The organism is Flagellimonas marinaquae (assembly GCF_023716465.1).
GTDB classification, from domain to species: domain Bacteria; phylum Bacteroidota; class Bacteroidia; order Flavobacteriales; family Flavobacteriaceae; genus Flagellimonas; species Flagellimonas alginolytica.
Genome location: NZ_CP092415.1, coordinates 27,773 through 52,311 on the forward strand (window position 1 = coordinate 27,773; position 24,539 = coordinate 52,311).

The window sequence follows — 24,539 nt, forward strand, 5'->3', positions numbered from 1 at the left end:
TTCGATTACAAACATAGATAAAAAAAGTGCTGGCCGACCATAACTCTTTATGATTTATTAACGAAAATTTAAACATTAAAATCCTACTTTTTAACAATTCAATGTTCGAAAATGCTGCTCTATCCGCTATGTTGACCTTAAAATATCAAACAGGCCATTATTGGGATACATTGATCAAAATAAAAAAGCCCTCCAAAATAGGAGGGCTTTAATAGTATTATAATCTGAAGTTTATTTTGCTTCCGCAACCACTTCAAAAGGGAATTCTACAATAACTTCCCTGTGCAATCTGATAATGGCTTCGTAAGGACCAACTCTTTTGACAGCTCCACCTTTAATATTGATGAATTTTTTGTCAATTTGGTGCCCTTCTTTGTCCAAGGCAGCGGCAAGATCTATGTTGGTTACAGATCCGAACAATTTGTCGCCTGCACCAACTTTTGCAGCAATTTTGATTTCCAATTGCTTCAACGCATTGGCAACCTTGGTTGCTTCATCTATTACCTTTTTCTCCTTGTGAGCTCTTTGTTTTAGGTTTTCTGCCAAAACTTTTTTGGCAGAAGGTGTAGCCAAATCGGCCAAACCTTGAGGGATAAGGTAGTTTCTGCCGTAACCGTTCTTTACGGTAACGATATCATCCTTAAATCCCAAATCCTGTACATCTTCTTTTAGAATAAGTTCCATTCTCTGGTGTTTTTTATTTCAACATATCGCCAACATACGGCATTAACGCTAGGTGACGGGCACGTTTTACGGCCTGTGCCACTTTTCTTTGGTATTTCAATGAAGTACCTGTAAGTCTTCTTGGAAGCAATTTACCTTGCTCGTTTACCAATTTCATCAAAAAATCCGGGTCTTTATAGTCTATGTACTTAATACCAGATTTTTTGAACCTACAATACTTTTTTTGCTTGCTGGTCTCAATATTAAGCGGGGTCAAATATCTGATTTCCCCGTCTTTTTTTGATTTTGCTTGTTGCTCTATAGATGCCATACCCTTATGCCTTTGCTTTTAATTTAGTTCTTCTTTTTTCCGCCCAAGCAATAGCGTGCTTGTCCAATTTAACGGTCAAAAAACGCATAACGCGCTCATCTCTTCTAAATTCCAATTCGTAAGGTCCAATGGCTTCGCCAGGTGCTTGGAATTCGAACAAGTGGTAAAATCCACTTTTTTTGTGCTGAATGGGATAGGCCAATTTTTTAAGTCCCCAATCTTCTTTGGAGACCATTTTGGCACCATTCTTAATCAAGAAATCCTCGAATTTCTTGACTGTTTCCTCTATCTGCGTTTCAGACAGAACGGGATTCAAAATGAAAACAGTTTCGTAATGGTTCATTATACTATATTTTTAAAGGAGCGCAAAATTAAGAATAATTCTTTCCTCTTGCAAGAAAACCAAAAAAACTTCGTTTAAGTACAAGAGTTATCAACACTGTTAAACCTAGTAAACCTAAATAACACATATGGTAATTTACACAACAAAATAGACCATGTTTACATCTTTTGTTGCTCCTAAACGTCTTTTTTGTGTACTTTGCCGATGATTTAAAACCCTACAAATCACCCCATTCATGAAATTAAAAAGTATAATTGTAGACGATTCCTCCATGCAGCGCATGGCCGTGGCAAAATTGGTCAACAATCATCCACATTTGGCCTTGGTTGCCGAGTACAGCAACGCCATTGAAGCCAAAAATGGTTTAAAAAACCACGATATCGATCTTATCTTCTTAGATGTTGAGATGCCGATCATAAGTGGATTTGACCTTTTAGAGGCCCTAGAGAACCCTCCACAGGTAATTCTGATCACTGGAAAACCTGATTATGCACTGAAAGCGTTTGACTACGACGTAACCGATTACCTTCACAAACCCATAACTTTGGCCCGTTTTGAAGCTTCCGTAAAAAGAGCCGTTGCCAAATACGAGCAAATGAACCGGGTGGAAGAAGATGAAGAACACATTTTTGTAAAGAGCAACCTTAAAAAACGTAAGGTTATCTTAAACGACATTAAATGGATAGAGGCACTGGGAGATTACATTAAATTGGTGACAGATGAAGCCAATATCGTAATTCTATCCACCATGAAATCTTTTGAAAAGCAATTGCCTGCCGAAAAATTTCTACGTATCCATAAATCTTATATTGTGAATCTCGAGAAGATAGAAAAATTCAACAGTAAGAACGTTGAAGTAGGGGGCAGACAGATTCCTTTGAGCAGAAATAAGAAAACAGAGCTCGCCGAAGCACTGGCAAACGTATAATCTTATATGTGGTCCACATTGTAGACCAATCTGATACTTTTATACTTAGAAATAGCATTAAAGGATTTTTCAATTCTTTTAATGCTATTTTTTGTTTGGGCCAATGGTTGTTTTCTTGGTATTTTTATCAATATATTTTTAAGATAGTCCCTTCGTATACGAGCTACAGGTGGGTATTCCGGCCCTAAAATCTGAGTTCCGAGCACATTGCGCAAAGAGCCTGCCATCCAATCCGCGGCCTCGTTCAGTTTATTAAAGTCCTTATCCTTCAAGGTTATTTTTATGAGCCTCACCAAGGGCGGATACTTAAACTGTTCCCTCTCGTAAAACTGTTCTTGGAACATTTTATCATAATTATTCGTAGTTACCTGCTGCAATATTTGATGATAAGGGTTGTACGTCTGAATCAATACTTTACCGCGCTTTTTGGTACGCCCTGCCCTACCCGCCACTTGGGTCAACATTTGAAAACTACGCTCGTGGGCCCTATAGTCGGGAAAATTGAGCATGGAATCCGCATTCATTATACCTACAAGGCTTACATTTCTAAAATCCAAACCCTTGGTCACCATTTGTGTTCCCACCAAAATATCCATCTCCTGATTCTCAAAAGATGAGATTATTTTCTCGTATGCGTATTTTCCACGCGTTGTATCCAGATCCATGCGGCCAACGGAAACATCTGGAAACAACTGACCCAATTCTTGCTGAATCTGTTCCGTACCAAAGCCCTTTTTATCCAAAGTTGGGCTCCCACAAGCCAAGCACGCTTGCTGCAAGGCCATGTGATAACCACAATAGTGACAGCGAAGTTGGTTTCTGTGCTGATGATAGGTCAGGCTAACGTCGCAATTGGGGCATTGGGCCACATGCCCGCAAGTGGTACACTCCACTACCGGAGCGAATCCCCTTCGGTTTTGAAAAAGAATAATCTGCTCCCCCTCTTCCAGCGCTTCCTCGATGGCCTTTATAAGCGTTTCCGAAAAATGACCTTTCATTCGGCGTTTTCTGGTAGCCTCCTTAATATCCACCAAATTGATATCGGGCATTAAAACATCGCCAAATCTATGTGCCATGGATGCATACCCATATTTTGCTGTCTTAGCATTGTACATGCTCTCTATACTCGGAGTGGCAGAACCTAGAACAATATTTGCACTATGCAATGCCGCGAGCACAACGGCCGCATCCCTGGCTTGATATCTTGGTGCCGGGTCGAATTGCTTAAAAGAATTCTCGTGCTCCTCGTCCACGACCACCAATCCCAAATTGGTAAAGGGCAAAAAAAGTGAAGAACGTGCTCCAATTACGATTCGAGCTTTTTCTGCATCATTCAATACATTGTTCCATACCTCCACCCTTTCGTGAATGCTATATTTTGAATGATATACGGATACCTGATGGCCAAAATATTGCTGTAATCGGTTGATCAATTGGGAGGTCAGAGCAATTTCAGGAAGTAAATACAGCGCTTGCTTTCCTTCATCCAGACATTTTTGGATGAGTTTTACATACACCTCTGTTTTTCCTGAAGAAGTTACCCCGTGCAACAATACGGGTTTTTCTTCGTCGAACCCATGCTGTATATCGTCTAGGGCCCGATGTTGATGCTCGTTCAATTCAATAGCTCCAACATCACCCGATCGCCCATCGAACTCCACCCGATCTTTTCGGATATGGTATTCTTCCAGAATATTTTTATCGATCAAGGCTTTGATTACCGAACGGGAACCCCCGCTCTCCTTTTCCAGTTCCGAAATAGGTATGGGTTTGGCGCTTTTGGCCCTTAATTGAAATAAAGAAAGTACCACTTGGCTCTGCTTGGGAGCCCTGTTTAGATCGTTCAGCAGTTCGGACAGTTGTTCTTCGCCTTCAAATTGCTCGGCGAGCTTAACATAGCGTACCAATTTAGGTCTGTATTGTTCGTATAGTTCTTCTTTTTGAAGCACAATACCTTTGTGCACCATGGCATTGACTATTTTCAACACATTTTTTTTATCCAGGATATCGCTGACCTCGGAGATTTTCAATGCGGTTTGATGTTGAAGTGCTTCGTAGATCAAAAACTCGTCATCGGTGAGTTGCAATTCGTCTACCTTTGCATTTTTGTTGGGCAAAATTAGGGTTTCGCTTTCCAACAAAAAGGCACTGGGCAGGGCGCTCCGAACAACTTCGCCCAACGTGCACATATAATAATTGGCCACCCATTCCCAATGCTTCAACTGCACTTTGTCCACTACGGGCCGTTCGTCCAGAATTTGATAAATTTCTTTGGGTTCGTAGGCTTCTGGGGCATGGGTATGCACTTTGTAGGCCAATGCGGTGTATATCTTGGTCTTGCCAAAAGGTACGGCAACTCGCATTCCCGCTTGAATAAAATCGGCTTCTGCTTCCGATATTTTATAGGTGAAAAGCTTTTCCAAAGGAATTGGCAAAACTACCTCTAAAAAATACTCCATAAATTATTCCTCGATTACCCTGTGCCATGTTTGTGTACGGTACAAAAAGGCTAAATATCCACGTACTTTTAGCCTATTTTTGTTCTCCTCGTCCAACCAGACCTTAGCTTTAAAAGTCATAGCTTTTTCAGGGTCGAAAAGGGTATCCCCTTTATATATGCCCTTGCTGTTCTTTTCAAAATCCTCCATGATCTTCATTCCAAGAACGGGCTTGTCCTTTCTTTCTCCTTCACATTTTGTGCACCTTGCATCTTTTTTGCCCTCTTCCAATATTTTTACCACTTTAGCGTGCATCAACCCATCTTCCTCGTAAATTTCGATGATTGCCTTGTTTACCCCATTTCGATCATCGATAGTTTTCCATTTACCAAAAACTGTTTGCGATAGGGTTATCTGGCAGCAGAGAAAACACACCAAACCGATCCATTTATTGTATGTCCTTCTGTTTTTCATGTCTTTTTTTTAATGAGTTGAGGGTTGCGTTCAGTTCAAAGCCCAATAATAAGATATTGGAATTTAACCAAATAAACACCATTAATATCAATAATCCACCCAAAGCACCATAGAGTTCGTTGTAACGAGCAAATTTTTCAACATAAATTCCGAACAGATAGGACGTCAATAAAAATAAAAGGGTGGTCATTAACGCACCTGCGGAAAAAAATCGGGCTTGCCTGCCTTCTGCCGTTCCAAAATAGTAAAGTATGGCCGTTGTGAAATAAGAAAGACTAAGAAAAAACAATATTTTGGCTACCTGTATTCCAATGGTGTCGCCTTTTTCCACATCATAGCCCAATGTTTTTCCTAAATATTCACTGGTGTATTCGACAATGTAGAATTCAAAATACACAAAGGCAACAGCACCTACGATCAATAAAATGGAAAGAATCAACCCAACCATCAGGGCATACGCATATTGACGAAAAAAATTACGCGTCAACTCCACATGATAGGAGTTCTCAAATCCTCCAAATATGGCATTCACACCGTTGGCCATCAAAAAGATGGACAATATAAATGCAGAAGACAATAACCCCCCTTGTTTTTGATCTTTGATCTGTTGATAGATTTCTCCGAAATAATCGCTCGTTGCCGATGGGAGAAAAGACTCCAAAAAGTCCAAAAACTGGGCGTCGAAATTCTCATTGCCCACACTTACGTATGGAATAATAAAGGGAATCATAGTTACCAAAAAAATCAGCAGGGGAAACAAAGCAAGAAAAATACTGAAGGCGATGGAACTGGCCCTCGAGGAAAGTGCTCCTTTGACAATTCCCATCAAATACATTTCGATCAAATCATAGAAGGAGAGGCCCTCAAAAGCTTTGAGCTTAATCTTTTTCAATACCTGTACAATCCAATTGACCACGGGTATCTTCTCCAACTGCTCTTCTATGGCTGCAGACATTTAAACGGCTTTTAAACTTAGGTCCATGTTGTGTACGGAATGGGTCAAGGCTCCCGAAGAAATATAATTTACGCCGCATTCGGCATATTTTCTCAGGGTTTCCATTGTTATACCTCCGGAAGATTCCGTAAGACATTTATTTCCTATTCTTTTGACCGCTTCGCGGGTTTGATCGTAATCAAAATTATCTAAGAGTATTCTGTAGACCCCTTCGGATTTTAATATCTCGTCCACCTCCTCTAAATTTCTGGCCTCCACGATAATTTTAAGGTCCTTTCCTGTTTCTTTAAGGTAATCCCTTGTTTTTTGAATGGCATTGGTAATACCTCCAGAAAAATCGATGTGGTTGTCCTTGAGCATGATCATATCGTAGAGGGCAAACCGATGGTTTTCTCCCCCTCCTATCTTTACTGCCCATTTTTCTAGGGCCCTAATCCCCGGGGTAGTTTTTCGTGTGTCCAGAATTTTGGTGCCCGTACTTTCCAAAATACTTACATATCCTTTTGTTTTTGTGGCAATGGCGCTCATACGTTGCATGGCATTGAGCACCAAGCGTTCGGCCTTTAGAATGCTTTGCGAGTTTCCTTCCACATAAAAAACGACATCTCCGTATTTAACGGGGGTGCCGTCCTCCAACAAAATTTCCGTTTTCAGTTGTGGGTCTACATAGGTAAAGACTTTTTTTGCAAATTCCACACCTGCAATAATACCTTGGTCTTTTACAAGGAGTTTGGCCTTTCCTTTTGCAGTTGAGGGAATACAGGCCAAGGAACTGTGGTCTCCGTCGCCAACGTCTTCCCTAACGGCATTGGCAATGATCAGATCTAGTTCTTTTTGAAATTGTGCTTCGGAAATCATTCAATTGGGATTTTAACGAAAATAATAAAAACATTGTTCCTTGTCCATGTACAAACCATGCTTAATTTTATGAGGAATGGATTATTTTTGGGCATGCAGATTACTTTGATCGCCATAGGAAAAACCGATAAGTCTGAACTTGAAGAACTTATAGCCATATACGAAAAACGGTTGAAGCATTATATCAAGTTTCAAATGAATATTATTCCAGATATAAAAAACAGAAAAAATCTTTCGGAACCCCAGCAAAAAGAAAAAGAGGGCGAACTTATCCTTGGTCAATTGCAACCTACGGACACCTTGATCCTTCTTGATGAAAAAGGAAAACAATACACCTCTGTTGATTTTGCCCAGTTCTTGCAGAAAAAGATGAACAGTGGCATTAAAAATCTTGTGTTGGCCATTGGTGGACCTTATGGTTTCAGCGATGCCGTTTATTCCAAAAGCGCCGGAAAAATCAGTTTATCCAAAATGACGTTTTCCCATCAAATGGTGCGATTGTTCGTAGTTGAACAAATTTATCGGGGGTTCACCATTCTCAGGAACGAACCCTATCACCACCAATAATTAATATAAAACCCTAAACTTAATGGTGTTCTCGATTTTCTTGAGCGCCTTGATCACTTCCTTATTGTATTCTTTGTCCAAATCGGTGATCACGTAACCAACTTCGCTATCTGTAGACAGATATTGTCCAGAAATATTGAGTCCATATTGTGCCAACACTTCGTTTATCTTGGCCATTATTCCGGGAACATTCCGGTGTATATGTAAAAATCGATGGACTCCATTTTGTTTAGGCAACCTAATATTCGGGAAGTTAACCGCATCTACGGTATTTCCAGAATTTATGTAATCCATTATTTTGTTGGGCACAAAATCGGCAATATCTCGTTGTGCTTCTTCGGTGCTACCACCAATATGAGGGGTTAGGATTACGTTGGACAATCCTTGCAATGGTGTTTTAAAGCTTCCATTACTACGTGGCTCGGATGGGTAAACATCTATCGCCGCTCCGCCCAATTTTCCACTTTCCAGTGCATCGGCCAAAGCTTCTATATCCACTACGAACCCTCTGGAAAGATTAATAAGTTTGGCTCCATCTTTCATTTGGTCGATTTCACGCTTACCTATAAAATTTTTATTGGCCTTGTTATCATCTACATGCAGGGTAACAACATCCGAAACATTGAGCAAACTCTCCAAGGTGTCACATTTTACTGCGTTACCCAATGCCAGCTGATCGTTAACATCGTAGTAATACACCTTCATCCCCATGGCTTCTGCCAAAACGGACATTTGTTTTCCTATATTCCCGTAACCAACTATACCTAAATTTTTTCCACGTACTTCTTGCGAACCGGCTGCGGTTTTGTTCCACTCGCCATTATGGATTTCCGTACTTCTGGGAAAAATGCTCCGCATGAGCATAATGGTCTGTCCAATGGCCAGTTCCACTACGGAACGGGTATTGCTGTACGGTGCATTGAAGACCACTACGCCTTTCTTTTTGCTGTATTCCAAATCGATTTGGGTGGTTCCGATACAAAAAGCTCCGACCACCAATAACTTATCGGCGGCATCCAACACTTTTTGGGTAACCTGTGTCTTGGACCTAATTCCTAGTACATGCACCCCTTTGATTCGCTCGATGAGGTCTTCTTCGGATAAACTGGTCTTGATCAGTTCCACTGAAAACCCTTCTTCCGATAGGTTTTCGAATGCAGCCGGGTGGACATTTTCCAATAAAAGGATCTTGATTCTGTTCTTGGGGTATGATAAGTTTCTTGGCAAATCGTTCACAAATAAAAATTCATCTAGGTTAGGTGCTACGTGGTCGGCATTATTGGCAGCCTTTTCTCGATGCACATTTTCGGTATAGGCGAAAAATTTATGGGCTATCCCGGCCTCGCGCATTACATAATCGCTATAGCCGTCGCCGATCACCTGGACCTCGCCATCTAAATCCAAGTTTTTTAAACATTCTATTTTTCCGTTGTGGGTGGCAAGCACGTTGGTTTCGTCGAAACCTGTTATATTGCCAGCTTCATCAAAAGTAAAGGTGTTTGCAAACACTCTTTCGGATGGAATGTTGTATTCTTTAACAATTGGGTCTATAAATTCCTTGAACCCGCAGGAGATTACATAAATATCTTCGGAATATTCATAAAAAAACTGCTTGTTGGCTTCTATGGATTTGGAAATTTTCTGACGCAGTTCGGTCACCAAATCTTCTAGATCTTTTTTGTTCGCATCCAGCAATCGGATTCTGCGTTCCAACGATTCCGTAAAAGATATGTCGCCATCGATCCCCAAATTGGTGATTTTTTGGATTTCCGACACTATTTCATCTCTCTTTGGATTTCCTTGCAGTGTCATTTCCGCCAAAACATCCAACGCCTCAACCCTTGTGAGGGTACTATCAAAATCGAACACATATTTGCGCCCTGTCTCTACCATGATTCGCTTCAAAAAAATTAAGGCATAAAATTAAACATTAATTCCATCCTTGTAATTGGAAGTTATCAAAAACCTTACACTTTTACGGATAAATCAAAAATCCATTACGATTTGTTTTAAATGCTACCCAAAAACCATCATTTTGCAGTTATGTGCAAATCAAAGTCCAGCTCTCAGTAACCTAAAGGTCAAAAAGTGGCTGTATCCTAATCAGAACCATCGCCGGGTTAATTTACAGTAGAAACGGTACTCCTTACCAAACTTTTGTTGGAGCATATCTTCTTCCGGTTGTATTTGAAAATGGTTCATATAGGACACAAAACCAGCCGACACAAGGGTATTAAAAGCATTGCCCAGCCAAAGGCCTAAAGCCAATAGTAGTAGCAAAAGCCCCAAATACATAGGGTTCCTGCTAAAATTGTAAACCCCTTTGGTCATCAACCTGCTGGTTTTTTGAGGGTGCATGGGATCCAAACTTGTTTTTCCCGTCCAAAATTGCAACACGGCCAATAATCCTACTATTACTCCTAAGACAAAAAGTATCCAAGCCAGTTGGTTCCTGCCAAAAAAATCAAACTCACCTACTGGCAAAAACCTATCCAGAAGGAACATTGTCCCTCCAAAAATCAACATCACCAAAGCTGGCGGTACTTTTAATTTCATACAAATAACTTAAAATCCGAAATTACTACTTTTGAAACTCAAAATAGAGACCTTTTGATTTGAAACTAGTTTTTGCCACACATAACGACCATAAGCTGAAAGAAGTTCAGCAATTGCTTCCGAAAAATATCCAACTACTGTCATTAAAAGATATTGATTGTTTTGACGAAATTCCCGAGACGGGGGATACATTGGAAGAAAACGCCAAAATTAAGGCAGATCACATTACCCAAACCTATGGTTTGAACTGTTTCTCGGATGATACCGGCCTACTTGTGGATGCATTAAATGGAGCTCCCGGAGTATACTCGGCCAGATATGCGGGGGGACAAAAAGATGCCTCGGACAATATGCAGAAATTGTTAAACGAGTTGAACGGAAAAAATAATCGGAAAGCACATTTTAAGACCGTAGTACATCTTAATCTAAATGGAGAAGTCCACGCTTTTGAAGGAACGGTCGAAGGCGTCATAACGGATAGAGAACAAGGAAAAGGAGGGTTTGGCTACGACCCCATCTTTAAACCAAATGGATTCGATAAAACCTTTGGCGAACTGCCTTCCGATGTAAAAAACTCCATTAGTCACCGTGGTAGGGCGATTCGAAAATTGGTGGAATTCTTAAAAAAGAACGCCACTTAGGTTGTAGCGATCAAAATAAGTGTACCTTTGCCGCTTTATTAACGCCGCCGGTATGGGCAAGGTGTTGTGATGGGCTTGAACGGGAAATACTATAATCGCTCTATACAACACAAACATATTTGCGATTAAAGGTATTACACCGCTATGACAAAATTTGAAGCCTTGGGGTTGGACAAACCCCTATTGGATGCTATTTCCGACCTTGGATTTGAATCCCCCTCCGAAGTACAAGAAAAATCAATCCCAATTTTATTGGAGCAGGAAACCGATTTGGTTGCCCTGGCCCAAACAGGAACTGGAAAAACTGCTGCATTTGGATTTCCTATGATCCAGAAGATCCAATCGGACAGCAGGACCACTCAAGGATTGATCCTCTCCCCTACACGTGAGCTCTGCTTGCAGATAACGAACGAATTAAAACTATACTCCAAATACATAAAAGGACTCAATGTGGTGGCCATTTACGGTGGCGCAAGCATTACCGAACAGGCCCGACAGATAAAAAGAGGTGCACAGATCGTTGTAGCTACCCCTGGCCGTATGAAGGACATGATCGGCCGAAATATGGTGGACATTTCCAAAATTGATTATTGTGTTCTGGATGAAGCCGATGAAATGCTGAACATGGGCTTCTATGAAGATATTAAGGACATTTTATCCAACACCCCGCAAGAAAAGCTAACATGGCTCTTTTCGGCAACCATGCCAAAAGAAGTGGCAACCATTGCCAAAAAGTTCATGTACAAACCTGTGGAAATTACAGTTGGTTCCAAAAATGCCGGAGCTTCCACAGTACAGCACGAATATTATGTTGTTGGAGGCCGTGATCGTTATGCAGCCCTAAAACGTTTGGCCGATGCCAATCCAGGTATCTTCTCCGTAGTTTTCTGTAGAACCAAAAGGGATACACAACGTGTTGCGGAAAAATTGATTGAGGACGGTTACAATGCCGGAGCACTACATGGTGATTTGAGCCAGAACCAACGGGATCTGGTCATGAACTCGTTCCGAAAAAAACAAGTACAGATGTTGGTAGCTACCGATGTTGCCGCGCGTGGAATTGATGTTGACGATGTAACCCACGTTATCAACTACCAGTTACCCGATGAAATAGAGACCTATACCCACCGTAGTGGTCGAACGGGACGCGCCGGCAAATCCGGAATCTCCATGGTAATTGTGACCCGCTCGGAGTTGAGAAAGATCAAGGCGATAGAGAAAAAAATACAACAGGATTTTATCTCCAAAAAAATTCCCGATGGTATTGAAATCTGTGAGATACAATTATACCATTTGGCCAATAAGATCAAAGAAACCAAGGTCAATCAAGAAATTGACAGTTATTTGCCCGCCATCAACGATGTTTTGGAAGGGATAGATCGCGAAGAACTCATCAAAAAAATATTCTCGGTAGAGTTTACCCAATTCTACAACTATTACAGTAAGACCAAAGATCTAAACACCCAGGATTCCGGAAGGGAGAAAGGTGGGGCGTCCGGGGATATTCCGTCCGAAGGATCCGTACGATACTTTATCAATGTTGGTGAACGCGATGGTTATGATTGGATGAGCTTGAAAGACTTCCTAAGAGATACCTTGAACTTGGAAAAAGAAGACGTCTATAATGTGGACACCAAGGATTCTTTCTCCTTTTTCAACACCGATGCACAACTTACCGAGTTTATTCTTCAAACCTTTACAGACTTTAAACTGGAAGGACGTTTTATAAATGTTGAAGTGTCCAAAAACCCGGGCGGTGGCGGCGGAAAAGGAGGTAAAAAACGTCGCAATCGAAAAGGCGGCGGCAGTAGCCGAAGAGGAGGCAACAAGTCCTACAAAGGAGGAAAAAAAGGAGGGTACGGCAAAAAAGGAGGCAAGAAAAAACAGGGCTTTTATTAGTTAATTCTATATTAAATGGCACGTCTCTGCTATTTATTTTTCTTTGTTTAGTACTTTTATAGCTACAAAGATTGCATGAGAAGATTACTACTTATACTATTGTCCCTAATCCCACTACTTGGTTTTTCTCAAATTGAAGATGATGAAAACCAAGTAGTAAAGGAGTTTTCCGCAACGGTGATCAATGCCCAGACCGAGTTTCCTTTAGAAAGTGTGCACGTGGTCAACCTTAATCAGGTCAAGGGTACCATTACCAATCCTGAAGGTAAGTTTACCATTCCTGCTGCAGTGAACGATACTTTGTATTTTTCCTACTTGGGCTTTAAGACCCAAAAAGTAAGGGTGACCAACGATATGATCCGTTTTGGGAATACCGAGATTGCGTTGACAGAGCTTGCCTACGCCCTTGAAGAGGTTATTGTAACCCCATACCAACTAACAGGCTATTTGGAAATTGACGTAAAAAATCTGCCGATCAACAATGCATACCAATACAGTATTTCTGGACTAAACACCAGCTACGAGGCAGGAAACAAAAGTCCTAGTGCAGTTACCAAGGTGTTGGGTGCTATTTTAAATCCTGCAGACCTGCTCAGAAATCTGTTTGGTAAAAAACCGCGGCAAATGCGAAAGCTCCGCCAAATTAAAGAAGATGACAACATTCGGGACCTGCTGGCTTCAAAATTCGATAGAGAAACACTAACCGAACTTCTTCAATTGGAAAAAGTCGATATCGAGGACATACTCAACAATTGCAATTATTCAAAATCCTTTATAAAAACAGCAAACGACCTTCAAATTTTGGACGCAATTTCCAGCTGCTACGAGGAATACAAAGTCCTAAACAGGAACTAATCAAGCGCTTAAACCAATAATCTGGAAACAACTATACCACGATAAATAATTTTTATCTTTACGTATAGAATTTCTAGCTTTAAACAAAATTCCGGTTCATGAAAAAATTGCTTGTTGTTTTGTCTATACTATCCCTATTTACTGGCTGCAAAAAGACTCAAAAAAAGCAGCAAGCCCCGCCAACAATTGTAAAGGAAACAACCAAGAAAGAAGCTCCTTTTGTATGGGAAGGTGCCAACGTGTACTTTTTGCTCACCGACCGTTTCAACAACGGAAATCCCAATAACGATGTAAATTTTGATAGAACCGAAGAGACTGGAGTGCTACGAGGCTTTGAGGGAGGTGATATCGTAGGAATTACCCAAAAAATAGAAGAAGGTTACTTTACCGATTTGGGCATAAATGCCATCTGGTTTACCCCGGTAGTGGAACAAATTCATGGAGCGACCGACGAGGGAACGGGAAATACGTATGGTTATCACGGCTATTGGGCCAAGGACTGGACTTCAGTAGACCCGAATTTTGGCACTAAAAAAGACCTGGAAAATTTAGTAAAGACCGCCCATAAACATGGAATCCGAATTCTTTTGGATGTAGTTCTGAACCATACCGGACCTGTAACCGAAAAGGATCCTGTTTGGCCTGATGATTGGGTGAGAACCGGACCCAACTGTGAGTTTACAACATACGAGAACACCACCGCATGCACCTTGGTGGAAAACTTACCGGATATATTAACAGAGTCCGATACCGCTGTGGAATTGCCCGACGCGCTTTTGGCCAAATGGAAAAAAGAAGGCAGGCTGAGCAAAGAGCTTGATGAACTTCAATTATTTTTTGAGCGCACCGGATATCCCCGTGCGCCCCGTTATTATATTATCAAATGGCTTACGGACTACATCAACGACCTAGGAATTGATGGTTTTAGAGTGGACACTGTAAAACACGTAAACGAAAATGCTTGGACCGATCTGTATACCGAGGCTTCCTACGCTTTTGAAACATGGAAGAAAAAACACCAAGATCAAATCTTGGACGACAATCCATTTTACATGGTCGGGGAAGTATACAATTACGGAGTCTCCGGAGGTCGCGAGTTCGATTTTGGAAATAAAAAGGTAGACTTTTTTGATCACGGGTTTAAAAGCCTCATCAATTTTGAGCTAAAAAATGATGCGGACAACAACTACGAGACCATTTTTAAAAAGTACAACAAATTGCTCAACACCAAACTTAAGGGCAAAAGTGTACTTAATTATTTAACATCGCATGACGATGGGGCCCCTTACGACAAGGACCGAACCAAGCCGTACCGATCCGCCAATGTACTTTTATTGACCCCAGGGGCATCCCAGGTGTATTATGGGGATGAAACAGCAAGAAGCCTTACCATTGAAGGAACACAGGGAGACGCCACCCTTCGCTCGTTTATGAATTGGGAGGATTTGGACAGTATTCCCGAGACACAGAAAATACATGAACACTGGCAAAAATTGGGCAGGTTCAGAAACAATCACCCTGCTGTAGGTGCCGGCAAACACAACCGATTGTCAAAATCCCCTTATGTATTTTCCAGAACCTACATAAATGGGGATTACAAGGATAAAGTGGCAATAGGATTGGATTTGCCCAAAGGAAAAAAGTCACTTTCTGTAAAAGGTTTCTTTGGCGATGGCACCAAATTGTTCGACACTTACTCCGAAACCGAAGTAATCGTAACCAATGGAAAAGTAGTTTTGGACAACGATTTTGACATTGCCCTGCTCGAACTTATAGAATAAAATCTATTGTCTGGAGTGAAGGGCCAACCGGTTGCCCTCGGTATCGCTAAACAAGGCCATATAACCAATGTCCGGGCTTATCTGTGTTTTGTTCTGTAATATTTTGCCCCCGGCATCCTCGATACGGCCCAGTTCGTTGTTTACATCCGCACTGGAAAAGTAAATAAGCACACCATGGGTTTCGCTAGGTGTGTACCAATCTTTATTTTGAATGAGCGACCCGGAAGATCCCTGTTTACCCTCGGTCCGCGGAAACCAGCCCATTTTGGTTCCGCCAAGGTCCTGTAATTGTATCTCGATCTGAAAGACAGTATCATAAAATTTTTTCGCCCGATCCATATCCGTTACCGGTATTTCGAACCAGCCCACCAAATTATTTTCCATATGCTATTGATTTTCCAAAATCTCTTTAAGGCTTGCCAATCCTTCTTCAAAATCCTTTCCCACAGCTTTGTCCATATTCATGAACAACATCATAATGCTCATCGGGAATTTGTTCTTTCCTGAAAATCCCCAGACCACCTTGGTGATATCAGCCTCTATTTCTTTGGTGGTAATATATGCATCCGCAGTGGATTTAAATGGCTTTAAGAACCTGAGTTCACTTTCTATACGTTCACCATCGACTATTTTGGTAATCTCCTGCTCCCCTTCCCCTACTTCTTTATTTCCATTCCAATAATTGGTTGCCCCTACTTCACCATCCGTTCCAGTAAACTCTTTTTGCATATTGGGATCTTTTTTGCCCCATGGAGACCATTCATCTTGATTTTTCAAGAATTTTAAATACTCAAAAACAACAGCCTTGGGCCTGTGAATTTCTATGGATCGGGAAACATCGTAATTTTTAGGTGCGATCATGGCAAGAATACCGATCAAAAGCACCAAAGCGAGGAGGATATATAATAGCAACATAACTGTAATTGATTGATTTACAATTAAAAGTACAAAATTATTTTACGTGTTCCGGTATCTTTTAATGATTCCCTCAACATCTTTGATGGATTTTTTGGTCCAGTCCAACCGCTTATCGAGAACTTCCATAGGGGTTAATTGCCAATCAAGATTGGAACTGCGTACTTTTTGCGCCAGTTCTTGAATAATTATAGCGGCGGAAACAGAAACATTTAGGCTTTCTGAAAATCCGACCATGGGTATTTTTAAAAACCCATCCGCCCGTTGCATAACCTCTTTGGACAACCCCTCCCGTTCTGTTCCAAAAAAAATGGCCGATTTTTTTTGCGGAAAGAAATCATGAAGCAGTGATGAATCGTCATGTGGAGTGGTTGCTACAATCTGATACCCTTCATTCTTCAGTTTAGAGATACAATCCGTTGTGGTTTGATATCGGTTCACATCCACCCATTGTTCGGCGCCCATGGCAATATTTTTGTCCATCCGTTTTCCAAAACGATCTTCCACCACATGTAGATCCTGGATCCCAAAAACATCGCAACTTCTTAAGATTGCACTAGTATTGTGCAACTGGTAAACATCTTCAACCGCTACGGTAATGTGTCGGGTCCTTTTTTGCAATACATCACAAAAACGCTGTTTACGTTCTTCGGTAAGGTACCCTTCCAGATAGTTTAGCAATTCATGGTCAAACATAAAACCAAGATAGCAAAAAATGGAAATTTGGGCTTTTAATGCCTTACAAACGCTTCAATTCTATGAATATTGAGGGCACTGTATAATTCGTCAAAATTGATAGTTCAAGGTTCGCATCTGATATTTTATTTATATTTTCATTTCCATTGAATATAAACAACGCGCTCTATATGAAAAATGCACCTATTGTTTTAATTCCGATTGTACTTGCGCTAGCATCTTGTTTGGACTCTAAACAAAAGAAAAGAGATTCATCTTTAGATATGGATGCCTTCCATACCGTGACCGTTAAAGGGAATTACAGTGTTGACATACCTAGATTTATGACAACCACTACAGGTCTGAACGAAGAAGCTTCATTACAATACCAAAGCCTACTCAACGAAGCTTACCTTTTGATCATTGATGAACCCAAATCTGGATTTAAGCAAGTTTATGAGGATTTAGGACAATACGATAAAAATCTATCCCTTTTGGAAAACTACAGACAGGCCAGGCTACAAATCCTTTCCAGAACCACAAAAGTAAACAGTAAGACCAACCCAAAACCATTTAAAATCAACAACTTGAATTCAATATACCAAGAAGTTGACGCTACATTGAGAAATGTGGACAACGAAATCTCATATTTTATAACATTTGTAGAAGGAAACGATCATGTATATATGATAATGGCATGGACTTTAAATAGCAAAAAACAAGAGCACAAAAAAACCTTTAAAACGATTGCCGAATCGTTTAAACTTATTCACTGATTCTGAGCCTGTACTCCGTGCATTTCATCTGATTTTTCATACTTTCTACCTACTGTCAGTTAGTTTCAATAGCTGATTTATCTACATTTGGGAAATTAATGTTCAATACACTTAGCCCCATGAAGAAACATTTACCCCTGAAGTTTACATCTTTATTTTTATTTCTTTTAACCCTCATAGCCTGTAGTTCAGAAGACGGCACCAACGGACTGGATGGCAGAGATGGCATTGATGGACTAGATGGAGAAAACGGTTTAAATAGTTTAGTAAATACTGCGGTTGAAGACCCCGGTACTAATTGTGCAAATGGAGGCTTTCGATTGGATTTTGGTTTGGACATCAATAGTAATGGAACACTGGAGGCGAGCGAGGTTACCTCTTCCCAATATGTTTGTAACACTGAATCATCAACAGGACTCAACAGTCTTATTAATACCGAAATCGAACTACCCGGAGAAAATTGCTCCAATGGAGGATATAAATTGGATGTTGGTTTGGATAGTAATTCAAATGGCACTTTGGACAATGATGAGGTGACCACCTCCGAATACCTTTGCAATGGCGACGCCAGTGATTTTTCTTATCAAAGTTATGCTTCTCTAATAAGCCAATCGGGCACCAATGACCCTACCGAACAAGTCCTGGAAAACAACATCAACATCACTATTACTTGGACACGGGAGGCTCAGGGCATTTACACAGGAACACTCGATAGCCCTATCGACATTAGTAAAACCGTTATCTTTTTCAGCACCCCAACCACCCATACAAGTGTTAGGGGAACTTTGGAAAGTACTACGGAAATAAGATTGGAGCTCCAAAACGGAATAAACGTTTTTGCGGACAATTTTGATAACCTCTCCTTTGAACTAAGGGAATACGAATAAAATACATTACAACGTCAATACCACTTTGTACTAACACAATAAAACATGAAAAAGTTAACCCCACTTTACACCGTATTCGCTCTATTGCTTGGTGCAATTGCATACGGGCAAAACTCTTTCCCTGCGTCCGGCACTGTTGGAATTGGGACATTAACCCCCGACACGAATTATGCCATGGATATTAACGGCTCTTTAAATGCCACGGAAATAAACGTAACCAACCTATTGGTTGGCGGAAGCCCTATGCAAAGCTCTCCATGGAACCTGAACGGAAATAATATATTTTATTCAAGTGGAAATGTAGGTATAGGCACCAATACCCCTAGTTACGAATTGGATATTGCAGGTACACTTAACGCGACCAATATTTTGGTCAACGGTACTCCTTTGGAAAATTCCAGTTCACCTTGGACAACCACTGGCAGTGATATTTCATTTACCACGGGAGATGTGGACGTTGCTACCTTGAACGCCACGGAAATCCTATTGAACGGAACCCCGCTTGAAAACAACGAATCACCTTGGACAACCACCGGCGGTGATATTTCATTTACCACGGGAGATGTGGATGTTGCTACCTTGAACGCCACAGAAATCGTATTGAACGGAACCACATTGGTTTCTTCTCCATGGACTGTTTCTGGCAACGACCTCTCATATACATCTGGAAATATTGGCATTGGAACTGCTGCTTCAGGATATGCTTTGGATGTGGCAGGTACGATCAATGCCACCAACTTTTTGGTAAATGGGTCACCTTTGTCTTCTGGCTCTTCACCATGGACCACATCCGGCAATGACATTTCCTATGCAACTGGAAATGTGGGAATCGGAACCTCCAACACACAAGGATATATGTTTGCCGTAGCTGGAAGCATGGTCGCCGAATCTGTTAAAGTGGAACTTGAGGGAAATTGGCCGGATTTTGTGTTTGAAAAAAATTACACTCTTTTAAGTTTAAAAGAAGTTGAAGCATTTATCAATAAGAATGGACATCTACCCAATGTTCCAAGTGCCGAAGAGGTAAAAAACAATGGTATAGATCTTGGGGAAATGGACGCAACTTTGTTGCAAAAAATCGAAGAGCTCACCCTACATTCCATTCAGCAGCAAAAAGAAATAGAAAGCTTAAAAGAAATTAACCAAAAGCTATCCGATCAGAATAAAGTACTCTTATCGCTACAGGAAAGATTAGCAAAGTTGGAGTCAGTAAAACAGGAGTAAAATAACACATCGTTAAACATAAAAAGGGCCGCAGATAGCGGCCCTTTTTTATTCTCGATCAGTAATGAATTACTTGCTCAAATACATTTTCCTTCTGGAATATAGGTTATAGAACTCATCATCTTTTAAACTGTCGATGAACAAAATACTCTCTCCTGTACTTTTCATCTCGGGACCCAGATTTTTATTTACGTTAGGGAACTTATTAAAAGAGAAAACGGGCTGCTTAATGGCATAGCCTTCCAATTGTGGATTAAAATTGAAGTCCTTCACCTTTTTATCTCCCAACATTACTTTTGTGGCATAATTCACATAAGGCTCTTTGTATGCCTTGGCAATAAATGGTACTGTACGCGACGCCCTAGGGTTCGCTTCTATAATATAAACCGTATCATCCTTTACAGCAAACTGAATATTGATCAAACCAACGGTATTAAGTGCCAACGCAATTTTTTTGGTATGATCTTTTATTTGTTGCATCACAAACTCGCCTAAATTAAAGGGTGGCAATGTTGCATTGGAATCACCTGAATGGATTCCACAAGGTTCAATATGCTCCATAATCCCAATAATGTACACATCCTCACCGTCGCAAATGGCATCTGCCTCTGCCTCGATAGCGCCATCCAAGTAATGATCCAACAGCAGCTTGTTGTTCGGTATCTTGCGCAACAAGTCCACCACATGGGCTTCCAGTTCCTCTTTATTGATCACAATTTTCATTCCTTGGCCACCCAATACATAAGAAGGCCTTACCAATAATGGGAATTTCAATTCCTCGGCCAAATCCAAAGCTTCGTCCGCTGTTTCGGCCACGCCAAATTTCGGGTAAGGAATATCGTTGTTCTTCAGCAGGGTGGAAAAACTACCTCTATCCTCGGCCAAGTCGAGGGACTGGAAGCTGGTTCCGATGATGTTGATACCATACTTGTCCAGTTTCTCGGCAAGTTTGAGCGCGGTCTGTCCGCCCAACTGCACAATTACGCCTTCTGGCTTTTCGTGAAGGATAATATCGTAAATATGCTCCCAGAACACGGGTTCAAAGTAGAGTTTATCCGCGGTATCAAAATCGGTGGAAACGGTTTCCGGGTTGCAATTGATCATAATGGTCTCGTAACCGCATTCGGCAGCCGCCAAAACTCCGTGTACACAGCAGTAGTCGAACTCGATTCCTTGTCCTATTCGATTGGGACCAGACCCTAAAACAACAATCTTTTTCTTGTCGGTCACCACACTATCATTGGCCATGTAGCGTTCTCCGGTCGGTGTTTCGATTTCTTCTTCGAAAGTAGAGTAATAATAAGGTGTTACCGCTTTAAACTCCGCAGCACAGGTATCCACCAGTTTGTATACTCGGTTGATGTTCAAGTCCATACGTTTGCTGTGCACTTCGCTTTCCCAGCAATCCAACATGTGGGCAATCTGTCTGTCCGCAAAACCTTTTTGTTTTGCTTCCAACAACAGTGCTTTTGGCAAGCTTTCTATGGTGTATTTTGATATTTCCATCTCCAAGAAGTGCAATTCCTCGTATTGTTTAAGGAACCACATATCTATCTTGGTAATCTCGTGGATACGTTTTAATGGTATTCCCAGTTGAATGGCGTCATAGATTACAAAAACCCTATCCCAGCTGGGTACACGTAATTTCTCAATGATGGTTTCGTAATCTTTGTATCCTTTACCATCGGCTCCCAGACCATTACGCTTAATCTCCAAGGATTGTGTAGCCTTGTGTAGGGCTTCTTGGAAGGAACGCCCAATTCCCATCACCTCTCCTACCGACTTCATCTGGAGTCCCAAGGTTCTGTCAGAACCTTCGAATTTGTCAAAGTTCCAGCGTGGTATTTTTACGATTACGTAGTCCAATGTTGGTTCGAACAAAGCTGAAGTCGACTTGGTAATCTGGTTGTCCAACTCATCCAACGAATAACCAATGGCCAATTTAGCAGCGATTTTTGCAATCGGATACCCCGTGGCCTTGGATGCCAACGCAGAGGAACGGGAAACCCTCGGGTTAATTTCAATGGCTATAATGTCTTCTTTTTCGTCCGGGCTAACGGCAAACTGTACGTTACATCCACCGGCAAAATCCCCAATGCTGCGCATCATATGGATGGCCATATCACGCATTCGTTGAAACGTCCTGTCCGATAGGGTCATAGCGGGAGCCACCGTAATGGAATCCCCTGTGTGGATACCCATCGGATCCATATTCTCGATAGTACAGATGATGACTACGTTGTCGTTTTTGTCACGGAGCAGTTCCAATTCATATTCCTTCCACCCCATTAGGGCCTTATCGATCATCACTTCGTGAATTGGGGACACTTCCAACCCATGGCTCAGTTGACCATCAAAATCCTCCGGGTCGTGAACTATGGCCGCACCTGCTCCACCAAGGGTAAAAGAAGCTCTTATTACCAATGGAAATCCAAATTCTTGGGCAATTTCCTTTCCTTTTAGGAACGAGGTCGCCGAGGCCTGGGGAGGCATGCCTATTCCAATTTTCAGCATTAATTCCCTAAACTTTTCTCGGTCTTCGGTTATGTTGATGGCATCAATGTCAACCCCGATGATTTCCACTCCAAAATCTTCCCATATCCCTTTATCATCTGCTTCGATACAAAGATTCAGCGCTGTTTGCCCGCCCATAGTCGGTAAAACCGCATCAATATTGGGATGTTTTTTAAGTATTTCGATTATCGACTTAGTGGTCAACGGTTTAAGGTAAACATGATCTGCCATAGCTGGGTCCGTCATAATGGTGGCGGGGTTGCTATTTATCAAAATGGTTTCTATACCATCTTCCCGTAGGGAGCGAAGTGCTTGGGAACCGGAATAATCGAACTCACATGCCTGACCGATGATGATCGGACCAGAACCAATAATCAGAATGGAATTTAAATCTTTTCTTTTGGGCATTTTCTTAAGGGGTTTCTCGGTTATCTGCTTATATGTCAAAAAAAAGGTGTTACCTAGAAAAGTAACACCTTTAATTTAAATAATAAATACTATCATTATTTTTTATGTCTTGGCTCAGAGGAAACAGTTAATCTTTTTCTTCCTTTGGCTCTTCTTCTCGCAAGAACTTTTCTACCATTGGCAGTCGCCATGCGCTCCCTAAAACCATGCTTGTTTCTTCTCTTCCTTTTGGATGGTTGATACGTTCTTTTCATTTCCGAACTGTTTTATGGATTTGTTGATGGGAAGTTACTCTTCCCTAAAAAATTCTGGGCGCAAATATACAAAGACTTTTTACTTTGGCAAGCCCAAACTTAAAATATTTAATTAAGTTTTTAGTACTTTTGCCTGCGTTTAACTAAAGGTAAAAACTCTAGACCACATGTTCAATAAAAATATCAAGCTCGTTATTGCCGTTCTTATTATAGCCTATGCCGTATTTCAGTTTATTGAGGGCAATATTGGCAATGGAATTGCACTGATCTTGCTCTCCCTTGTTTTCATTTTTCTTTATTTCCGGAACGAGTTCATTCTTTTGGCGTTTCTTAAAATGAGAAAACAGGATTTGGACGGTGTACAGGGCTGGTTGGATAAAATTAAGAACCCGGAATCTGCATTGATAAAAAAGCAAGTGGGATATTACAATTATTTGCACGGTATCATCTACTCCCAGAAAAATCTGACCCAGGCCGAAAAATACTTTAAAAAGGCCCTAAAATTTGGTTTGACCATGGATTACGATGTGGCCATGACCAAATTGAGCTTGGCCGGTATTGCCATGCAAAAGCGCAGAAAGCGTGAAGCGACACAATTGTTGCAAGAAGCCAAAAAATTGGATAAAAACAATATGCTTACCGATCAAATCAAAATGATGCAGCAGCAGATGAAAAAGATTTAATTTTTACTTTATCTTTTTTTTTTGGTGGTATTGCACACTTGATTTGGGATGCCTCCGCTCCATGATTTGTTATTAAAAGGCCCCTTAAAAATTTCTGTATTTCGAATGCATCTTTTTTAAAGTTCTATCGTCTATTAAGTGAACCATAAAATTCATTCACTTATGAAAACAGGTAAATCTTGTAATTGCAATTGCGAACCTTGTAACAACGGAAGATGTTCAGATTGTACATGCAACAACTGTACGTGCACCAATTGTAATTGTTAAACCAAGAATCAGCTTGAATTATGATGTTCAAGCTGATTGTTTATCTTTAAGTATGACCACAACACAGATTTGGGAGACATATTCACAAGACATCAAACGTTTTATTCTCAGTAAAACCAAAGATGAAACTGTTGCAAATGATATTTTACAAGACACCTTTATAAAGGTACACACCAAGCTGCACACCCTAAAAGATGGCAACAAGCTAAAATCTTGGTTGTTTTCCGTAGCGCGATATACTTTAATGGATTATTTAAAAACCAGTAAAGTAAAAATTGAATTTAATGATTTTGATACAGAGGATGTTCCTGAAACCCATGAACATACCGAAAAAGATTGTTTAAGAGGTATTTTAGTTAATCTAACTAAAAAATACAGAGAACCTATCTTTTTGGCCGATATAATGGGCTTAAAACAAAAAGAGGTTGCAAAAAAATTAAGTTTACCGTTACCCACCGTAAAATCGCAAATACAACGTGGACGACAAAAAATTGCCGAAGGCTTTATGGATTGTTGTGGTTACGAAATGAGTGAACAAGGCTATCTAGTAGGCCAATTACAGGACAAAGAGGATTGCAAAATTTGCAAGTAGACCCGAATAAAACTATTCTTTTGTTTTGCTTTGGAGTGTTAGGTATTGAGATAGA

General features: G+C 40.8%; 25 protein-coding genes. 11 read left to right on the forward strand and 14 right to left on the reverse strand.

All coding sequences use genetic code 11. From position 1 onward, the window contains the following. Nucleotides 1-231 precede the first annotated feature (231 nt). The 3 genes from rplI to rpsF are packed head-to-tail and all read right to left on the reverse strand — an operon-like array spanning nucleotide 232 to nucleotide 1,337. A complete protein-coding gene (gene rplI, locus MJO53_RS00130; protein WP_252079964.1) occupies nucleotides 232-684 on the reverse strand; it encodes a 50S ribosomal protein L9 in 453 nt (150 codons plus the stop codon). Nucleotides 685-697: 13 nt separating this feature from the next. Further along, nucleotides 698-994 (reverse strand): 30S ribosomal protein S18, encoded by a 297-nt coding sequence (gene rpsR / locus MJO53_RS00135; RefSeq protein WP_014031368.1) that lies wholly within the window; start codon nucleotides 992-994, stop codon nucleotides 698-700. Nucleotides 995-998: 4 nt separating this feature from the next. After that, a complete protein-coding gene (gene rpsF, locus MJO53_RS00140; protein ID WP_224836657.1) occupies nucleotides 999-1,337 on the reverse strand; it encodes a 30S ribosomal protein S6 in 339 nt (112 codons plus the stop codon). A 235-nt stretch (nucleotides 1,338-1,572) separates the two neighbouring features. Here rpsF and MJO53_RS00145 point away from each other — a divergent pair, with 235 nt between their 5' ends. Further along, a complete protein-coding gene (locus MJO53_RS00145; RefSeq protein ID WP_224836656.1) occupies nucleotides 1,573-2,265 on the forward strand; it encodes a LytR/AlgR family response regulator transcription factor in 693 nt (230 codons plus the stop codon). A 2-nt stretch (nucleotides 2,266-2,267) separates the two neighbouring features. Here MJO53_RS00145 and priA read toward each other — a convergent pair whose 3' ends face one another. The 4 genes from priA to nadC are packed head-to-tail and all read right to left on the reverse strand — an operon-like array spanning nucleotide 2,268 to nucleotide 6,990. Continuing rightward, nucleotides 2,268-4,724, reverse strand: coding sequence for a replication restart helicase PriA (gene priA, locus MJO53_RS00150; RefSeq protein WP_252079965.1), 2,457 nt, complete (start codon nucleotides 4,722-4,724; stop codon nucleotides 2,268-2,270). A 3-nt stretch (nucleotides 4,725-4,727) separates the two neighbouring features. After that, the gene (locus tag MJO53_RS00155; protein WP_252079966.1) at nucleotides 4,728-5,177 is read right to left on the reverse strand and encodes a DUF2147 domain-containing protein; all 450 of its coding nucleotides are present in this window, start codon (nucleotides 5,175-5,177) and stop codon (nucleotides 4,728-4,730) included. Further along, nucleotides 5,152-6,132, reverse strand: a complete 981-nt coding sequence (locus MJO53_RS00160; RefSeq protein WP_252079967.1) for a YihY/virulence factor BrkB family protein — start codon at nucleotides 6,130-6,132, stop codon at nucleotides 5,152-5,154. The genes MJO53_RS00155 and MJO53_RS00160 overlap by 26 nt, the downstream gene beginning before the upstream one ends. Continuing rightward, nucleotides 6,133-6,990, reverse strand: a complete 858-nt coding sequence (nadC, locus tag MJO53_RS00165) for a carboxylating nicotinate-nucleotide diphosphorylase (protein WP_252079968.1) — start codon at nucleotides 6,988-6,990, stop codon at nucleotides 6,133-6,135. Nucleotides 6,991-7,083: 93 nt separating this feature from the next. Between nadC and rlmH the strand changes: the two genes are divergently transcribed. Further along, nucleotides 7,084-7,557: a 23S rRNA (pseudouridine(1915)-N(3))-methyltransferase RlmH gene (gene rlmH, locus MJO53_RS00170; RefSeq protein WP_224837039.1), complete on the forward strand. Its 474-nt coding sequence runs from the start codon at nucleotides 7,084-7,086 to the stop codon at nucleotides 7,555-7,557. Here the strand turns inward: rlmH and serA are convergent, their stop codons facing one another. Beyond that, nucleotides 7,558-9,450: a phosphoglycerate dehydrogenase gene (gene serA / locus MJO53_RS00175; RefSeq protein ID WP_252079969.1), complete on the reverse strand. Its 1,893-nt coding sequence runs from the start codon at nucleotides 9,448-9,450 to the stop codon at nucleotides 7,558-7,560. A gap of 210 nt (nucleotides 9,451-9,660) precedes the next feature. Continuing rightward, on the reverse strand, nucleotides 9,661-10,113 hold the full coding sequence (locus MJO53_RS00180) for a methyltransferase family protein (RefSeq protein ID WP_252079970.1): 453 nt from the start codon (nucleotides 10,111-10,113) through the stop codon (nucleotides 9,661-9,663). A 59-nt stretch (nucleotides 10,114-10,172) separates the two neighbouring features. Here MJO53_RS00180 and MJO53_RS00185 point away from each other — a divergent pair, with 59 nt between their 5' ends. The 4 genes from MJO53_RS00185 to MJO53_RS00200 all read left to right on the forward strand — a co-directional run bounded on the left by MJO53_RS00185 (nucleotide 10,173) and on the right by MJO53_RS00200 (nucleotide 15,289). Beyond that, complete coding sequence (locus MJO53_RS00185) at nucleotides 10,173-10,754, forward strand: non-canonical purine NTP diphosphatase (RefSeq protein WP_252079971.1); 582 nt, start codon at nucleotides 10,173-10,175, stop codon at nucleotides 10,752-10,754. A 144-nt stretch (nucleotides 10,755-10,898) separates the two neighbouring features. Further along, on the forward strand, nucleotides 10,899-12,653 hold the full coding sequence (locus MJO53_RS00190) for a DEAD/DEAH box helicase (RefSeq protein WP_252079972.1): 1,755 nt from the start codon (nucleotides 10,899-10,901) through the stop codon (nucleotides 12,651-12,653). 75 nt (nucleotides 12,654-12,728) lie between these two features. Continuing rightward, nucleotides 12,729-13,508, forward strand: coding sequence for a carboxypeptidase-like regulatory domain-containing protein (locus MJO53_RS00195; protein ID WP_224836647.1), 780 nt, complete (start codon nucleotides 12,729-12,731; stop codon nucleotides 13,506-13,508). Nucleotides 13,509-13,606: 98 nt separating this feature from the next. Next, nucleotides 13,607-15,289 carry an alpha-amylase family glycosyl hydrolase gene (locus tag MJO53_RS00200; RefSeq protein WP_252079973.1) on the forward strand — a complete coding sequence of 561 codons (1,683 nt, stop codon included), beginning with the start codon at nucleotides 13,607-13,609 and terminating at the stop codon, nucleotides 15,287-15,289. A gap of 3 nt (nucleotides 15,290-15,292) precedes the next feature. Here MJO53_RS00200 and MJO53_RS00205 read toward each other — a convergent pair whose 3' ends face one another. Genes MJO53_RS00205 through MJO53_RS00215 form a run of 3 tightly spaced genes read right to left on the reverse strand, consistent with a single transcriptional unit; the run spans nucleotide 15,293 to nucleotide 16,900 of the window. Continuing rightward, nucleotides 15,293-15,673 carry a VOC family protein gene (locus MJO53_RS00205; RefSeq protein WP_252079974.1) on the reverse strand — a complete coding sequence of 127 codons (381 nt, stop codon included), beginning with the start codon at nucleotides 15,671-15,673 and terminating at the stop codon, nucleotides 15,293-15,295. A gap of 3 nt (nucleotides 15,674-15,676) precedes the next feature. Further along, entirely contained in the window at nucleotides 15,677-16,204 is a 528-nt protein-coding gene (locus MJO53_RS00210) for an SRPBCC family protein (protein WP_252079975.1), read from the reverse strand. Between the two features lie 42 nt (nucleotides 16,205-16,246). Then, a complete protein-coding gene (locus MJO53_RS00215) occupies nucleotides 16,247-16,900 on the reverse strand; it encodes a TrmH family RNA methyltransferase (RefSeq protein WP_252079976.1) in 654 nt (217 codons plus the stop codon). A 170-nt stretch (nucleotides 16,901-17,070) separates the two neighbouring features. Here MJO53_RS00215 and MJO53_RS00220 point away from each other — a divergent pair, with 170 nt between their 5' ends. The 3 genes from MJO53_RS00220 (at nucleotide 17,071) to MJO53_RS00230 (ending at nucleotide 19,766) form a co-directional block, all read left to right on the forward strand. Next, nucleotides 17,071-17,655, forward strand: a complete 585-nt coding sequence (locus tag MJO53_RS00220; protein WP_224836642.1) for a hypothetical protein — start codon at nucleotides 17,071-17,073, stop codon at nucleotides 17,653-17,655. Nucleotides 17,656-17,774: 119 nt separating this feature from the next. Beyond that, nucleotides 17,775-18,542, forward strand: a complete 768-nt coding sequence (locus tag MJO53_RS00225; protein ID WP_252079977.1) for a DUF7151 family protein — start codon at nucleotides 17,775-17,777, stop codon at nucleotides 18,540-18,542. 45 nt (nucleotides 18,543-18,587) lie between these two features. After that, nucleotides 18,588-19,766, forward strand: coding sequence for a hypothetical protein (locus tag MJO53_RS00230; protein WP_252079978.1), 1,179 nt, complete (start codon nucleotides 18,588-18,590; stop codon nucleotides 19,764-19,766). A 69-nt stretch (nucleotides 19,767-19,835) separates the two neighbouring features. On the opposite strand, the gene carB is transcribed toward MJO53_RS00230, so the two are convergent. Further along, nucleotides 19,836-22,688: a carbamoyl-phosphate synthase large subunit gene (gene carB, locus MJO53_RS00235; RefSeq protein ID WP_252079979.1), complete on the reverse strand. Its 2,853-nt coding sequence runs from the start codon at nucleotides 22,686-22,688 to the stop codon at nucleotides 19,836-19,838. Between the two features lie 95 nt (nucleotides 22,689-22,783). Further along, nucleotides 22,784-22,942, reverse strand: coding sequence for a 50S ribosomal protein L34 (rpmH, locus tag MJO53_RS00240; protein ID WP_072882462.1), 159 nt, complete (start codon nucleotides 22,940-22,942; stop codon nucleotides 22,784-22,786). 167 nt (nucleotides 22,943-23,109) lie between these two features. Between rpmH and MJO53_RS00245 the strand changes: the two genes are divergently transcribed. Further along, nucleotides 23,110-23,625, forward strand: a complete 516-nt coding sequence (locus MJO53_RS00245; protein WP_224836638.1) for a DUF2892 domain-containing protein — start codon at nucleotides 23,110-23,112, stop codon at nucleotides 23,623-23,625. Between the two features lie 319 nt (nucleotides 23,626-23,944). Beyond that, complete coding sequence (locus MJO53_RS00250) at nucleotides 23,945-24,484, forward strand: sigma-70 family RNA polymerase sigma factor (RefSeq protein ID WP_252079980.1); 540 nt, start codon at nucleotides 23,945-23,947, stop codon at nucleotides 24,482-24,484. Nucleotides 24,485-24,539: the final 55 nt, after the last annotated feature.